Raw genomic sequence first — 15260 nt, 5'->3', positions numbered from 1 at the left:
TCTCCTCCTGTTTCTATTCATCCAATATGTTTTTCATTTTTTCATATTTAGCGCTATCCTTTTGAAACATACTTTCTTTCAATCCCTTATCTATTTGTATCCATTCAGTCGTAACTGAATATTGAATCAAGCCTTCTTGAAAACTAAGAAATTTCAACATAATCCCTGTATTTTTCTCCACAACCATTTCGAATTTCCCTCTTAAATCTTCAGAGGTGCTAACAGGCATCTCTATGTTTATAACTCCTTCAATTTTGTAGCAATCTAATCCAAGATATTTCGTTTCTTTATAATTCCAATCTTTATATCGAATTAATAAATCTGCGAATTCTGATTGAATACTATATTTAGCTAGCCCTACATATTCATCATCATATCTCTTTTTCTCATCTGATTTTCTCACTAACCTTTCCGTAGGATTTAATTTTAATAGTTCATTGTTTCTTTCTTTCGGGTTCCATTTTGTCTCTTTATAGGTATACTTCTCATCATCAAACTCTTTTTTCTTGCCCTCGTTATATATAATTGTTCGTTTTTTGGCTAGTTTATCTTCTTTCGAAGAGATACCTCTTTGTTTCTCCGTATCAATCGCATACTTATATGTTGTAGCAATTCTTGATGAGCTAGAATATTCCTCAAATTGTCCTGAAATATTTTTAAAATAATCAATAGAATCTAGCATTTTTTGATGAATCTTTTCTTTATCTGGATAATGTACATTCGATTTTATTTCTTCTTCATTTTCATAATCAGAAAACGCTTTTTTCTTTACATATTCAAATACTCCACCATTTTGCGCAAAACTTTGTATAGAAAACTCAGACATAGATACCACTGAAAGTATACAAACCGCTGCACTAATTATCATCATATGAATTTTGTAACTCTTCTTTTTTACCTTAAGATTATGTAGCGTACCATTAATCTTTTCATTTAACTCTGGAGGTACTATAACATTTTCATCTTTTATTCTCTTTTTTAATTTCTCATCAAATAATTTTTCATTATCCATCCTTTACACCCCCTATTCCATCTTTAATCGTTTTTGTAGTTGTTCCCTCGCACGTGATAATCTTGATTTCACTGTTCCTTTCGGTATTTCTAACAGCTTTGCTACACTCTCTTGATTCATGTCTTCATAGTAATAAAGCACCGTAACAGCTCTTAATTCTTCATGTAACGATTGAATCGCATTACACAAATCTATATCTTCATACTGATCACACGCACTCATAATATAATCATTCTCTTCTGTCACAATTACATTTTTATACGCTCTAATAATATTGTTACACTCATTTATTAGTATTCGAATTAACCAAGTTTGAAAAAATTCTTCTTTTTTTAATTTTTTTATATTTTCATAGGCTTTTAAAATTGTTGTCTGTATCGCATCCTCTATATTTGTCTCATCACGTAACATCGCCTTTGCTATTCGATACATCTTCGCTTTTTCTGTATGTATAAGCGCTATAAAGGCTTCATGATCACCTTTTTTCGCTAAAGAAACATCCGTTTCTTCTTTTACAATCATTTTATATAAAGGGATTACTTTCACAATTGCTCCTCCTGTTTCATCCTCACTTCATCACTTCCAATTTAACTTTACATATATTAGACGTATGAACCTAGAAAAAGGTTCACTTTTTTGAATATTTTTGTAACTAAAAAGATAAATATCCTTTATAAGGATGCAATAAACATACTAGTTTAAATTTACAAATAAAAAAAGCCCACTTTCTCAGTGGACTTTCTACTCTATAACGGTAAATCCCTCTTCCTAAATACTACAATCGCTACGATAAAAATACAAAGTGCTACAGTAGTTAAACCTATACTTACCGGCCATATATTATATGATCCTTCAGCAATTTCTTTCGGACGAAACAGCGTGAATAATGATAGGTTTTTCATCCATTCTAACTTATCACTTAACTTCCCTACCATATCCAATACGAAAAATAAAATAGTTAAACTCGCTGAATAACTTAGTGCTTTTCTTTCGTCATTACATATACAAGAAAAGAAAAATGAATACGCACTAACGACTAAAAATATGAGCCCTCCGACTACATTTATCTTCAAAAATAATTCTTTATTTAAGTTATTATCTTGTAAAAACCATTCTGCACCTACTAACCCAGCTACATACGTAACAGATACAATAATTAGAAGTCCCAATATGAGAACAGCAGCTTGTGTAATCGCAATTTGCACTCTAGATACAGGTGTTGCTAGCAAGTATGCCATTGCTCCTTTATCTACATGACAAGCAATTAAATGTGTCGCAACTGTTACGCAAAAAATTGTTAAAATGATAATAAACAATAGACTATAGTATTCGCCCGCTAGAAAATCCATTACGTTTTGAATCGGACTTTCCATACCAACGATTTTTTTCACGCTATCAGGCATGGCAGCTATTAATTCATTTAGCCCTTTCGCTGATACCATTGACGGGAATATCCAAATTAATAACCACAGATATAAAGCTGCACCAGACGCATAACTCAAAATATTTTTTTGTGTTTCTTTCAAACTAGCTAAAAATAATTGCTTATTCATGCGTTATCCCTTCTTTCTTATCGTAATAATGCATAAATAAATGTTCTAAATCCATCGCTCTCGTTTGAAGTGCCGTTACATTATAGTTTGAAAGTGTTTGTAAAACAGTTTGATAGTTTCCTTGTACAATGATAGATGCCTCTCTGCCTTTTACCGCTTCAAATTGCAAATTACACTTTGTAAGGGACTCAATCTCTTCTTCTGATGATACTGTTACATCTATCACCTGTCTTCTCATACTTTGTAAATCGTGAATATTTTCAACCGTTACGAGTCGACCATCTTTAATAATAGCTACTCTATCACAAGTTCTCTCAATTTCAGTAAAAATATGTGATGACATTAGGATTGTTTTTCCTCTTTGCTTTTCCTCTAATATTAAATCTATAAATACTTGCTGCATAAGTGGATCAAGTCCAGATGTTGGTTCATCTAAAATTAACACCTCTGGATCGTGCATAAATGCAGCGACTATCCCTACTTTTTGCTTCATTCCTTTAGACATTTTGCGAATCGGTGTTTTCACATCAAATTGCAGACGCTCTATCAATTCATCTCGTCTTTTCGTATCCTTTAATCCACGCATTCCTTGCATTAATTTTAAAAACTCTAATCCGTTCATTCCTTCAATAAAAGAAATTTCACCCGGTAAGTAACCAACTTCCCTTTGAATTTTCGCCGCTTCATTCCAACAATCTAATCCAAAAATTGTCGCTTTACCAGTTGTCGGTTTTATAAATCCCATTAAATTACGAATCGTCGTTGATTTCCCGGCACCATTCGGTCCTAAATAACCAAATACTTCTCCCTCTTTTACATCAAATGTAATATGAAACAAACCTTTTCCGTTCGAAAACTGTTTTGTGACATCTTGAACTGAAATCATAATTCCACCTCATTTTTTGAAATATTTAATGTTTGATATTTCAAAATTATTGTACTCCTCATCTTCCATATTCGCAACAACTTTTTGAAATATTTATTAGTCCATATTTCAAAATTATTGTTTTCCATTATTTTTTCTTGTATATTTTAAGTGAGGTGATTGCATTGAACGGCTTTGAAAGAGTAAAAGAAAAGAAAAAGCGTGCCATTAAAGAAGCAGCATTCGTATTATTTTCAGAACGTGGATTTAATGAAGTGAAAATAGAACATATCGCAAAAGAAGCAAACGTTTCTCAAGTTACAATTTATAATCATTTCGGAAGTAAAGATGCGTTATTTAGGGAGCTTATACAAGAATTTATCATATCTGAATTTCAATATTATAAAGAGCTTGCAGAAGAAAAATTACCTTTTCATGATATGATGCAAAAAATGATTGTAAGAAAAATGAATACTGGCGGATTATTTCAACCTGATATGTTACTACAAATGATGCAAAGGGACGAAGAACTCCGTAAGTTTATTTATAGTTATCAAAATGAAAAAATCCTACCCTGGTATTTAGAAATATTAGAACGAGCTCAGCGCAAAAACGAAATTAATCCACACCTTACTAAAGAAATGATGTTACTTTACATTCAAATGTTTACAAAATTAGGTGATGAATTTGGAGCACAACTTCTTGAAGGAGATCGGGAAAAACATATAAAAGATATCGTTACGATGTTCTTCTATGGTCTTTCTGTTCCACAAAAATAAAAAGACACGAATTTCGTGTCTTTTTTATTTTATAGAAATGACTCTACCCTTTTCACTACTTTCAATCGCTAATTGAATCAGTTTAATAACATCTAAACCCTCTTTTGCTGTTACAGGTAGTTCCTCACCATTTAATATACTATCTCGTACACCTTTATAATAATTGTCATAACAACCGACTTCTGTTGGAATACGCTCTAAGCTTTCTTCTGTTTCTAAAGTAGCAAAATTCTCTTCATCGTCTACTCCATAACCGTTATCACCTGGCTTCATTCCATTTTTTAATTGCTCTTCCTGCGAATCCATACCGTACTTCACGATAGAACCTTTCTCTCCATGCACTATAAAATGCGGTCCAGCTTTTTTCACATAACTGCTACTACGTAAAATGACACGTTTAACTCCGTAATGAAGTACTATGTGGAAATAATCATCCACCTCTGCACCTGGTCGTTGTTTTATTACATCTGCACTTATCGCATCTGGTTTCCCAAATATTGATAACGCTTGGTCAATTAAATGCGATCCTAAATCGTATAATATACCGGAGCCTGGTAGATTTTTTTCTCTCCATCGATCACGTACATGTGGACGGAAACGATCAAAATTCGATTCATATGCGTATACATTCCCTACTCTGTTTTCTCCTAACAATTTCTTAATTGTTAAGAAATCATTATCAAAACGACGATTATGATATACGCTTAACATTACATTATGCTGCTCTGCTAATGAAATAAGCTCTTCCCCTTCTTCAATTGAGACAACAAATGGTTTTTCTACAACAACATGCTTACCTTTTAAAATTGCTTCTTTTACATATGGAAAATGAGTTGTATTAGGTGATGTAATAACAACTAAGTCAACATCAGCTCGCTTCACCAATTCATCAATTGTACTAACAACATTAGCGTTTGGTAATGTGTCTTTTACTACCTCTTCTTTTGAGGATAATACAGCACGAATATCATATTCTTCTATTGTTTGTAATAGTGGGATATGAAATGTCGTACTAGAAAAACCAAATCCTACAATCCCTACACCTATTTTTTTCATGTTGCCCCTCCATTTGTCCCGCTTTAACGGGCAGTAAGATTCCTAACTCAAAATTCAGTGAAAGCTAAGGAATTAGGTGAGGAATCAACTGCTTGTTAAAGCCCGATTGGTTCAACTAATAATCAGTGAGGATGAAGAAACTCCCCATTGATTAAAGTTTCACTTTATGAGAACGATTTCATTCAGTTATTATAACAAGATTATTATTTACATAATAAATTGCCTAGAAAAAAGCATCTTGCTACTATTCATAGCAAGATGCCCTCTTTATTCTGGTCTTTTCTTCGTCCACGTTTCTACTACTTCACCAGTATCATTAACATCTAGCACAAGGCTACCATTACTATACCGGTCTTTATTTCGATACGCTTTCGGATCAATCTCTTCTACAATGTTTTTCTCTGTCTTCATGTAAACTAATTCATCGTCCCGAACAATTTCAATACCGACAATGCGGTACGGATTACGTTTTAATTCTTTGAAAATAACAAGACCGCGTTTCGCCCTCGTTGACTTTTCAATTTCTGATGCTTTTAGACGTTTTACAGCACCGCGCTGTGTTACGAGAATAAGTTGATCTTTGTCACCATTTAACGGTTTACCAGAAGCGACATAGTCATCTTCTTTTAAATTAATTGCTTTAACACCAGCAGCTCTTACACCGACTGGACTTACTTCATCTTCATGGAAAATAAGTGCATATGCACCGTGTGTAGCAAGAACAATATCACTCGTTCCATCTGTCGCAAATATATCGACAACTTCATCATCTTTTTTCAAGTTTACAGCAACGAATGCCCTTGAATAACGCTGAACTTTATATTGATTTAATTCTGTTTTCTTTATCATACCATTTCGTGTTACAAATACGATAAATCGTTTTTCTTCCTCAAAGTTCGGTACAACCGTTGCCCAAATGATTGTTTCATCCCGGTCGAGTGAAACGATATTAGCAACGTGCTGACCTAAATCTTTCCAACGAATATCTGGCATTTCGTATACTGGCAGATATATATAGTTTCCTTTATTCGTAAATAAGAGGACTGTCTCTGTCGTATTCGTATCGAATCGTTCAAGTAAGATGTCACCCTCTTTCATACCGAAGTCTTTGCCGTTTGAGGCATTATGTGAGCGCCATCCAGTACGTTTCACATATCCTTCTTTCGTTACAGTAACGATGACATCTTCTTGTGGGATCATCACTTCTACATCGATTTTAATTTCCTCGATTTGATCTTCAATAATCGCGCGTCGATCATCACTATATGTTTTCTTAACTCTCTTTAAATCTGTTTTAATTACTTGAAGTAATCTTTTTTCACTTTGTAAAATTGCCTGTAGCTCAATAATTTTCTTATTAAGCTCATCTGCTTCTTCTTGTAACGCCGTAATGTCTGTATTCGTTAAGCGATATAATTGCAAGGAAACAATTGCTTCTGCCTGTGCTTCTGTAAAGCCAAATTTTGCACTTAAATTATCTTTCGCGTTACGTTTATCTTTTGAAGCTCGAATTGTCTCAATTACTTGGTCTAAAATCGATAATGCTTTCTTTAAACCTTCTACAATATGTTGACGATTTTCTGCTTTTCTTAATTCATATTGCGAACGTCTCGTAATAACCTCTTTTTGATGTCCAATATAAGCATCTAAAATTTTCGGTAATGTCATAAGTGTTGGACGACGATTATTGATCGCTACCATATTAAAGTTATATGGAATTTGCAAATCTGTATTTTTATATAAATAATTTAAAATACCTTCGGAGTTTGCTTCTTTCTTTAATTCAACAACAATTCGTAAACCAGTACGATCTGTCTCATCACGCACTTCAGCAATACCATCTAACTTTTTATCTAGACGTAATTCATCCATTTTCTTTACAAGGTTTGCCTTATTCACTTCGTAAGGAATTTCAGTGATTACAATTTGTTGTTTCCCACCGCGCACTGTTTCAACTTCTGCTTTTCCGCGAATAATAATTTTACCTTTACCTGTTTCATACGCCTTTTTAATACCATCAATCCCCTGAATAATACCGCCTGTTGGGAAATCTGGTCCTTTCATAACTGTTAATAAATCGTCAACAGTACTATTTGGCTTATCGATACGCATCATTGTAGCATCAATAACTTCTCCAAGATGATGCGGAGGAATTTCTGTTGCATAACCAGCGGAAATCCCTGTAGATCCGTTCACTAATAAATTCGGGAACGCTGCTGGTAATACAACTGGTTCTTCACTCGTATCATCAAAGTTTGACACGAATTCAACTGTTTCTTTATCAAGATCACGTAATAATTCAGATGCGATTGGTGATAAACGAGCTTCCGTATAACGCATCGCTGCCGCTGGGTCCCCATCAACACTACCGTTATTACCATGCATTTCAACTAAAACATTACGTACTTTCCAAGTTTGGCTTAAGCGTACCATTGCTTCATATACAGAGGAATCTCCATGTGGATGATAATTACCGATAACATTACCTACTGTTTTAGCTGATTTACGAAACGCTTTATCATGTACATTACCTTCTACATACATAGAATATAAAATACGTCTTTGTACTGGCTTTAAGCCATCACGTGCATCTGGAAGTGCACGATCTTGAATAATATATTTACTATAACGTGCAAAGCGATCACCTAACACGTCTTCAAGCGGGAGGTCATGAAACTTCTCTGCTTGCATGTTATTCCACCTCCGTCTCCATAATCATTTCATTTTCTAAAATATTTCCTTCTTCTTGCATACCAAACTGTACATTACGTTCAATCCATTTACGGCGCGGTTCTACTTTATCGCCCATTAATGTTGTAACGCGACGCTCTGCTCTTGCTGCATCATCAATTTTCACGCGAATTAATGTACGCGTTTCAGGATTCATTGTTGTTTCCCATAATTGATCCGCATTCATTTCACCAAGTCCTTTATAACGTTGTAACATATAGCCTTTTCCAACTTTTTTCGTTACACCGTCTAATTCCTCATCTGACCAAGCGTATTCAATTACCTCACTCTTACCTTTTCCTTTACTTACTTTGTATAAAGGAGGAAGTGCGATAAATACTTTACCAGCTTCGATAAGTGGCTTCATATATCTGTAGAAGAACGTTAATAACAATACTTGAATATGAGCCCCATCCGTATCGGCATCGGTCATAATTACAACTTTATCGTAGTTAATATCTTCAACATCAAATTCATTTCCTACACCGCCGCCAATCGCATAAATGATTGTATTAATCTCTTCATTTTTAAAGATATCAGCAAGCTTTGCTTTTTCTGTATTAATTACTTTACCACGTAACGGTAATACGGCCTGGAAACGTCGGTCTCGTCCTTGTTTCGCAGAACCACCGGCAGAGTCACCCTCTACTAGGTACAGTTCATTTTTTTGCGGGTTACGTGATTGTGCAGGTGTTAATTTCCCGCTTAACGTACCTTCTGATTTTTTCTTTTTCTTACCACTACGCGCTTCTTCTCTTGCTTTACGGGCTGCTTCACGGGCTTGTGCTGCTTTAATTGCTTTTCTCACAAGAAGTGTAGCTACATCAGGGTTTTCTTCTAAAAAGTATGCTAAATGCTCAGATACAATGGCATCAATTGAAGAACGCGCTTCACTTGTACCTAGTTTCCCTTTCGTTTGCCCTTCAAACTGAAGCACTTCTTCTGGTACACGTACCGAAACGATAGCCGCTACACCTTCACGAATATCTGTACCTTCTAAGTTTTTATCTTTTTCTTTTAATAGTGCTACTTTACGAGCATACTCGTTAAACACACGCGTCATCGCTGTTTTAAATCCAGCTTCGTGTGTTCCACCATCTTTTGTACGTACGTTATTTACAAACGAAAGAATATTTTCTGAGTAACCATCATTAAACTGGAATGCTAGTTCTGCTTCAATCCCGTTTTGTTCACCAGTGAAATATACAACCGGGTGAATTGAATCTTTTTCTTCGTTTAAATATGAAACGAAAGCTTCGATTCCTGTTTCATAATGAAATATATCTTCTAAATCATTACGTTCGTCTTTTATCGAGATTTTCATTCCTTTTAATAAGAATGCAGATTCACGTAATCTCTCACATAATGTTTCATAATTGTAATTTGTCGTGCTGAAAATCGTTGTATCTGGTTTGAAGTGCATTGTCGTACCAGACTCTTTTGTTTTCCCGATTTTCTCTAACGTTGTTGCAGGAACGCCACCATTTTCAAAACGTTGTTCATAAATGTTACCATCACGCTTAATTGTTACTACTAACCATTCTGACAAAGCGTTTACAACTGATGCCCCAACACCGTGTAAACCACCACTCGTTTTATAGCCACCTTGACCAAACTTACCACCTGCATGAAGTACAGTTAAAATAACTTCAGGTGTAGGTTTCCCAAGTTTATGCATTCCCGTAGGCATTCCTCGCCCTTTATCTATAACGCTAATACTATTATCTTTATGTATTACGACTGAAATTTCGTCGCCAAATCCCGCTAACGCTTCGTCAACGGAGTTATCTACTATTTCATATACTAAATGATGCAATCCACGGCTATCCGTACTCCCGATATACATACCCGGGCGTTTTCGAACGGCTTCAAGTCCTTCTAACACTTGAATCGCATCTTCATTATATTGGAACTGATGCTTCGCCAAACTCCTTGCCCCTTTCCTAATCCAAAATCAGAACATATGTTTCTATTATAGAATAACGCCTCGACTATAGTTTTGGCAAGTTATCTTATCTCTTTTATATACCATCTTCAATAGAAAAATCCTTGTTTTCTCACAAGGATTCCTCTAGGCTACTATTTCAGAAAAATAATCGTTTGTCAACGAGAAATGGATATGTATTCCAAGATTACACATTCCAAACCTTTATTATGATCCAAATGATCAAAATCCAAAATGGGATTACAAATAACAATCCCCAAAAACAGCCTTTAAAAAATCTCATGATGAACACCTCGTTCATCGGCCCTACTTATCTATAATGAGGGCTGAATCAATCTTTCTACCTTTAAATCTATACTATTTTGTCATCGCATGTTCTACTTTAATACAACGATCCATTATTACAGTATAGTCTTTTTCTTTTAAAAGTTTATATGTATCCTCATCTTGTACTCCTAATTGTGCCCAAAAAACATCTGCATCAATCTCTACAAATTCTTTTGCAACATCCATTAAAAACTCTGAGCGACGAAATACATTTACAATGTCAACGTGTTCCTTAATATCCTTTAGTGAAGAAACTGCCTTTTCTCCGAGCACCTCATCTACTGTTGGATTAACTGGAATAATGCGGTATCCAGCATCTTGCATTGCTTTTGAAACCATATACGATGTACGTTCTGGCTTATCTGATAATCCAACAACCGCAATTGTTTTGCTTTTCTTTAACACTTCACCAATTTCCGTACGAGTTGGGTTTTCAATTGTCATAATTAATCCCTCCTATTCCTTTAGTATAGCCGATAAAGAAAGTCTCTTTCAATATGAAAGAGACTTTCTTTTATTTCGATTATTGATTCTTTGTAGCTGAATTATCTGCTAAAGTAGCCGATTTCGTCATTTTTTGACCGTTACGGTAGAATGTAACTTCTACTTTCTCGCCTACTTTTTTCTTTTCATATAAATATTTACGGAATTGAAGAGCATTCTCTACTTTTTGGTTATCTAATGCTACTACAATATCATATTGCTCTAAACCAGCTTTTTCAGCTGGTGATATTGGGTAAATTTTACCTAATACAACGCCGTTTGTTACTTCTTTCGGTACTTTCAATTGATTGACTGCATAAGCTTGCACATCTTCTAGTGAAACAACACCTACTCCAAGAGCTGGACGTTTTACTACTCCATCTTTTTCAAGAGATTCAATAACTGGTTTTGCGATGTTAATTGGAATAGCAAATCCAATTCCTTCAACTTCTTGTTGTGCAATTTTACTTGAATTAATCCCAATTATTTCACCATTTTGGTTAAATAATGCACCACCACTATTACCTGGATTAATCGCTGCATCCGTTTGAATAACTTGTGCTTGCCAATCTGGTCGTTTATCCCCATCAATATCAACCGGAATTTCGCGTTCTTTACTACTGATTATACCTTCCGTTACACTTCCATCAAATCCAAGTGGATTACCGATTGCAATGGCTTTTTCACCCGCACGAAGTTTACTTGAATCACCTAAAGTGGCAACTTTATTTACATTAGATCCATCAATTTCAACAACCGCTAAGTCTAACCAAGGGTCCTTACCAACTAATTTCGCATCAACTTGCTTTCCGTCGCTCAGCTTCACAGCAAGTTTATTTGCTCCATCTACTACGTGGTTGTTTGTTACAATATATGCTTTATTTCCTGCTTTTTTATAAATAACACCTGATCCTGAACCGGCTTGTTGTTCTTGACCTGTCGGTTGCATTGCAAATGGATCAACACTTTGTTGCATATTAATAACACCTACAACAACATCTTTCGCCCCTTCAATCATACCAGGTAAATCAGTTTCATTTTTCGCTTTATTTACAACAGGAACTACAGTACCTTCTACTTTTGAATCCGAACTAAATGATGATACTGGCGCTCCATTATTTTGAGCCCATGGCATATATGGTGCTGCAAAACTAATCGAAACCGCTCCGACTACAGCTCCCACTAAACCTGTGAAGAAATAGCCTTTTTTACTACCTGATTTTCTCACTTCTCTCGTTTCACTATGCTCTTCATTTAAATTTGGTCCGTCGTAATATCCCATGTTTTATTTCCCCTCTCTGGTGAATTCGTATTTTCAGTATAGTCACGTTTTGTGTCCTTCTTGTGAACTCATCGTGAAATCCAATTAAAAAAATACACTTATCTAACATTGTAGATAAAAAAGTATTTTTTGTACATTTTACCTTCAAAAGAGAGTATAAAATTACCATTTCCCTAGGCTAAATTACACAAATCGTTCTAGATTATTCTTCAAATTTATAACCAACTCGAATAACAGTACCGATATGCTTCGCTTTATCTCCTAGCTTATTTCGAAGTTTTTTAATATGGGTATCAACCGTTCGGTCATCACCGTAATAGTCATATCCCCATAACTGGTCTAATAAATGTTGACGTGATAACACAATTCCTTTGTTCTCCATTAAATACACAAGAAGTTCAAATTCTTTATGTGTCAATATAATTTCTTCTCCATCTACTAAAACAGTTCTAGATAGACGATTCACTTCTATTCCAGCTAAAGACATAGCATTTTCTTCCGCTACTCCTACCGCACCATCCGCACGTTTCAATAACGTCTTTGCACGAGCTACTAATACTTTCGGGCTAAATGGTTTCGTTACATACTCGTCTGCACCTAATTCGAAACCTAGCAATGTATCATCCTCATCCGAACGCGCTGTCAACATAATAATTGGTACTGCTGATTCTTTTCTAATTCTTCTACAAACAGACCATCCATCTATTTCCGGTAACATAATATCTAACATAATTAAATCAATTTCATGCTCTGCAAATAACTCTAACGCTTTTTTTCCATCTTCTGCTTCGATTACTTCAAAGCCTTCATTACGAAAATAATCACTAACAATTTCACGTAATCTTCTTTCATCTTCAACAAGCAATACCGTTTTGTTCATATAATCTATCCCGCCTTTTTACTCTTTCAATCGAATAATACGTTGATTGGAGCTTCCGCGAAATGGAAGTGTTAAATCTTTTTCCTCAATTTCAAACCTTCCATCGACTAAAACATCCCCATAATGTAACAACTCTATCATATCATTATTTTGAGAACTCTGTATCTCTTCTAACGTATAACCTGTATACATCCATAGGTTTTTTTTCAAATCTTTCACGATTTTTGCTACCATTTTCACTTCAGCAGCTTGAAAAAATGGATCTCCACCTGAAAATGTTACATCAGTTAATGGATTACTTGCAATCTCTTTCACAATTTCTTCTACTGTCATTTCCGTTCCGTTGCAAATATTCCACGATTTCGGATTGTGGCAACCAACGCAACGATGCGGACAGCCCGCAAAAAACACGACTGTCCGCAATCCTTCTCCATCTACTACACTATCATGAATAATATTCATCACTTTCATTTATGTTTCACCCGATCTATCTCTTCACTACGTTTCGCACTATTCCACTTTGACATATCTCCTACAAGATAGCCTGTTATACGGCGAATTCTTTCTATATTAGCCTCATCTTCATTCCCGCAACTTGGACATTCATTCCCAATAACCCCGTGATAACTACAGCACTTACAACGGTCAACAGGATGATTAATTGAACCGTATCCAACGCCATGTTCTGCCATGGCTTGTACAATTTGTTTTAATGCCTTTTTGTTATGCATTGCTGCTCCGTCTAGTTCAATATAAGTAATATGTCCCCCGTTACATAGAGCATGAAACGGGCCTTCTAAACGGATTTTATTTATCGCTTGAATGTTATAATAAACTGGAATATGGAATGAATTCGTATAGTAATTATGGTTCGTTATACCGCTAATCACGCCAAATTCTTTTCTATCTTTTTTCACAAACTTCCCTGATAATCCTTCTGCTGGAGTTGCAATTACTGAGAAATTCAGTTGATGTTCTTCTGTCGCTTTATCCATTCTATCTCTCATAAAGGAAATAATTTCATACCCAAGTTTCCATGATTCTTCATCTTCCCCATGATGCTTTCCTGTTAAAGCTACTAAACATTCCGCAAGACCGATAAAACCAATACTTAACGTCCCTTGTTTTAAAATCGAGGCTACGGAGTCTTCAGGCTGCAACGTTTCTCCACCACGCCATACACCTTGTGAATATAAAAACTGAAAATCTCTTGCTCGCTTCGTACATTGATACGCAAATCTTTCTAATAACTGCTTAATTCCTAAATCTAAATAATAGTTTAGCGCTTCAAAAAACGCTTCTTTTGAACCACTAATTAACGCTAATTTCACTAAATTAATAGACGTAAATGATAAATTCCCTCTACCAATCGCTGTTTCTTCTCCATGTATATTAGACATAACACGAGTACGACATCCCATGTAACATACTTCACTTTCTGGTCTTCCATCATAATGCACTGCATTAAACGGAGCATCTAAAAATGAAAAGTTAGGGAATAATCGCTCTGCGGTTGTCTCTAATGCTAATTCAAATAAATCGTAGTTCGGATCACTTTCTTCAAAATTCACACCTTTTTTCATCTTGAAAATTTGAATCGGAAAAATCGGTGTCTCTCCTTTACCAAGTCCAGCTTGTGTCGCTTTTAAAAGTTGTTTAATTAACATTCTTCCTTCTTTCGATGTATCTGTTCCATAATTAATAGAAATAAACGGTACTTGTCCTCCGCCCCTACTATGCATACTATTCGAATTATGAACGAAAGCCTCACACGCTTGATACGTATCATTTTCCGTTTCTTTCCATGAAAATTCTTCTATTTGTTCTTTCGTAAGCGGATATGATTGTAATCGTTTTTTATGTCTCTCAATTGTTTTTCGTACATAAGGTGCTAAATCAATATCAAAGAGTGCAAACGATTGACCACCATGCTGCATATTTTGATTCGCTTGAAAAATAATAGACGAAAGAGCCAATGCACTTTTAATGTCTTGCGGTTGTCTCATATGTCCATGTCCAGTATGAAAACCATTAGCAAGCATTTGCGCTAACGGAATTTGTGAACAAGTCGTCGTTCCTGTTGCATAAAAATCTAAATCATGTGGATATAATATATTTTCATTTATCGCTTTTTTCACTTGATCTGACAATAAATTCTCAACAGCATAATATTTTGCACTCTCAGATGCGAACGTTCCCATTACGCCCATTGGAGAGCGGCCGTCTACATTTGCATTTTCTTGCATCAAATCTTGTTCATTGCCGTGGACTATTGTCTCAAACACTTTCATTAATTCTTCTTCTCCACGTGTATTATTTTGTAACATTTATAACCCTCCACCAATATG

At 35.2% G+C, this 15260-nt stretch carries 13 protein-coding genes; 1 reads left to right on the top strand and 12 read right to left on the bottom strand.

Features of this window, described 5'->3' with window-relative positions; all coding sequences use genetic code 11:
- Positions 1–13: 13 nt before the first annotated feature.
- The 4 genes from ACZDYH_RS05450 to ACZDYH_RS05435 form a co-directional block, all read right to left on the bottom strand.
- Positions 14–1012: a hypothetical protein gene (locus ACZDYH_RS05450; protein WP_000368242.1), complete on the bottom strand. Its 999-nt coding sequence runs from the start codon at positions 1010–1012 to the stop codon at positions 14–16.
- Between the two features lie 12 nt (positions 1013–1024).
- Positions 1025–1558, bottom strand: a complete 534-nt coding sequence (locus tag ACZDYH_RS05445; protein WP_006917575.1) for a sigma-70 family RNA polymerase sigma factor — start codon at positions 1556–1558, stop codon at positions 1025–1027.
- Positions 1559–1758: 200 nt separating this feature from the next.
- The gene (locus tag ACZDYH_RS05440; protein WP_001041418.1) at positions 1759–2565 is read right to left on the bottom strand and encodes an ABC transporter permease subunit; all 807 of its coding nucleotides are present in this window, start codon (positions 2563–2565) and stop codon (positions 1759–1761) included.
- Positions 2558–3451, bottom strand: coding sequence for an ABC transporter ATP-binding protein (locus ACZDYH_RS05435; protein WP_000626576.1), 894 nt, complete (start codon positions 3449–3451; stop codon positions 2558–2560). Before ACZDYH_RS05435 ends, ACZDYH_RS05440 begins: the two co-directional genes overlap by 8 nt.
- Positions 3452–3606: 155 nt before the next feature.
- Between ACZDYH_RS05435 and ACZDYH_RS05430 the strand changes: the two genes are divergently transcribed.
- The gene (locus tag ACZDYH_RS05430) at positions 3607–4209 is read left to right on the top strand and encodes a TetR/AcrR family transcriptional regulator (protein WP_002024578.1); all 603 of its coding nucleotides are present in this window, start codon (positions 3607–3609) and stop codon (positions 4207–4209) included.
- Between the two features lie 24 nt (positions 4210–4233).
- On the opposite strand, the gene ACZDYH_RS05425 is transcribed toward ACZDYH_RS05430, so the two are convergent.
- From ACZDYH_RS05425 to ACZDYH_RS05390, 8 genes are all read right to left on the bottom strand, one after another.
- Positions 4234–5265 (bottom strand): oxidoreductase, encoded by a 1032-nt coding sequence (locus tag ACZDYH_RS05425; RefSeq protein ID WP_000719746.1) that lies wholly within the window; start codon positions 5263–5265, stop codon positions 4234–4236.
- Between the two features lie 267 nt (positions 5266–5532).
- Positions 5533–7956, bottom strand: a complete 2424-nt coding sequence (gene parC / locus ACZDYH_RS05420; RefSeq protein ID WP_001147470.1) for a DNA topoisomerase IV subunit A — start codon at positions 7954–7956, stop codon at positions 5533–5535.
- Between the two features lies 1 nt (position 7957).
- Positions 7958–9922: a DNA topoisomerase IV subunit B gene (gene parE / locus ACZDYH_RS05415; RefSeq protein WP_001062194.1), complete on the bottom strand. Its 1965-nt coding sequence runs from the start codon at positions 9920–9922 to the stop codon at positions 7958–7960.
- A gap of 375 nt (positions 9923–10297) precedes the next feature.
- Positions 10298–10711 carry a CoA-binding protein gene (locus ACZDYH_RS05410; protein ID WP_000151390.1) on the bottom strand — a complete coding sequence of 138 codons (414 nt, stop codon included), beginning with the start codon at positions 10709–10711 and terminating at the stop codon, positions 10298–10300.
- Positions 10712–10790: 79 nt separating this feature from the next.
- Entirely contained in the window at positions 10791–12032 is a 1242-nt protein-coding gene (locus ACZDYH_RS05405; RefSeq protein ID WP_000542646.1) for a S1C family serine protease, read from the bottom strand.
- A 202-nt stretch (positions 12033–12234) separates the two neighbouring features.
- A complete protein-coding gene (locus ACZDYH_RS05400) occupies positions 12235–12912 on the bottom strand; it encodes a response regulator transcription factor (RefSeq protein ID WP_001044679.1) in 678 nt (225 codons plus the stop codon).
- 18 nt (positions 12913–12930) lie between these two features.
- Complete coding sequence (nrdG, locus tag ACZDYH_RS05395) at positions 12931–13383, bottom strand: anaerobic ribonucleoside-triphosphate reductase activating protein (RefSeq protein ID WP_000867081.1); 453 nt, start codon at positions 13381–13383, stop codon at positions 12931–12933.
- The gene (locus ACZDYH_RS05390) at positions 13380–15239 is read right to left on the bottom strand and encodes an anaerobic ribonucleoside triphosphate reductase (RefSeq protein ID WP_046392948.1); all 1860 of its coding nucleotides are present in this window, start codon (positions 15237–15239) and stop codon (positions 13380–13382) included. Before ACZDYH_RS05390 ends, nrdG begins: the two co-directional genes overlap by 4 nt.
- Positions 15240–15260 lie beyond the last annotated feature (21 nt).

The organism is Bacillus sp. EB V-12, assembly GCF_056158125.1.
The sequence above is the reverse complement of the archived record's forward strand: the minus strand, read 5'-3'. Positions and strand labels throughout refer to the sequence as shown.

Bases quoted from the DNA above. Each gene is read 5' to 3' on its own strand.
- ACZDYH_RS05440 (WP_001041418.1), bottom strand. From the start codon at position 2,565: ATGAATAAGCAATTATTTTTAGCTAGTTTGAAAGAAACACAAAAAAAT.
- ACZDYH_RS05390 (WP_046392948.1), bottom strand. From the start codon at position 15,239: ATGTTACAAAATAATACACGTGGAGAAGAAGAATTAATGAAAGTGTTT.
- ACZDYH_RS05435 (WP_000626576.1), bottom strand. From the start codon at position 3,451: ATGATTTCAGTTCAAGATGTCACAAAACAGTTTTCGAACGGAAAAGGT.
- ACZDYH_RS05450 (WP_000368242.1), bottom strand. From the start codon at position 1,012: ATGGATAATGAAAAATTATTTGATGAGAAATTAAAAAAGAGAATAAAA.
- ACZDYH_RS05405 (WP_000542646.1), bottom strand. From the start codon at position 12,032: ATGGGATATTACGACGGACCAAATTTAAATGAAGAGCATAGTGAAACG.
- ACZDYH_RS05410 (WP_000151390.1), bottom strand. From the start codon at position 10,711: ATGACAATTGAAAACCCAACTCGTACGGAAATTGGTGAAGTGTTAAAG.
- parC (WP_001147470.1), bottom strand. From the start codon at position 7,956: ATGCAAGCAGAGAAGTTTCATGACCTCCCGCTTGAAGACGTGTTAGGT.
- nrdG (WP_000867081.1), bottom strand. From the start codon at position 13,383: ATGAAAGTGATGAATATTATTCATGATAGTGTAGTAGATGGAGAAGGA.
- ACZDYH_RS05400 (WP_001044679.1), bottom strand. From the start codon at position 12,912: ATGAACAAAACGGTATTGCTTGTTGAAGATGAAAGAAGATTACGTGAA.
- ACZDYH_RS05425 (WP_000719746.1), bottom strand. From the start codon at position 5,265: ATGAAAAAAATAGGTGTAGGGATTGTAGGATTTGGTTTTTCTAGTACG.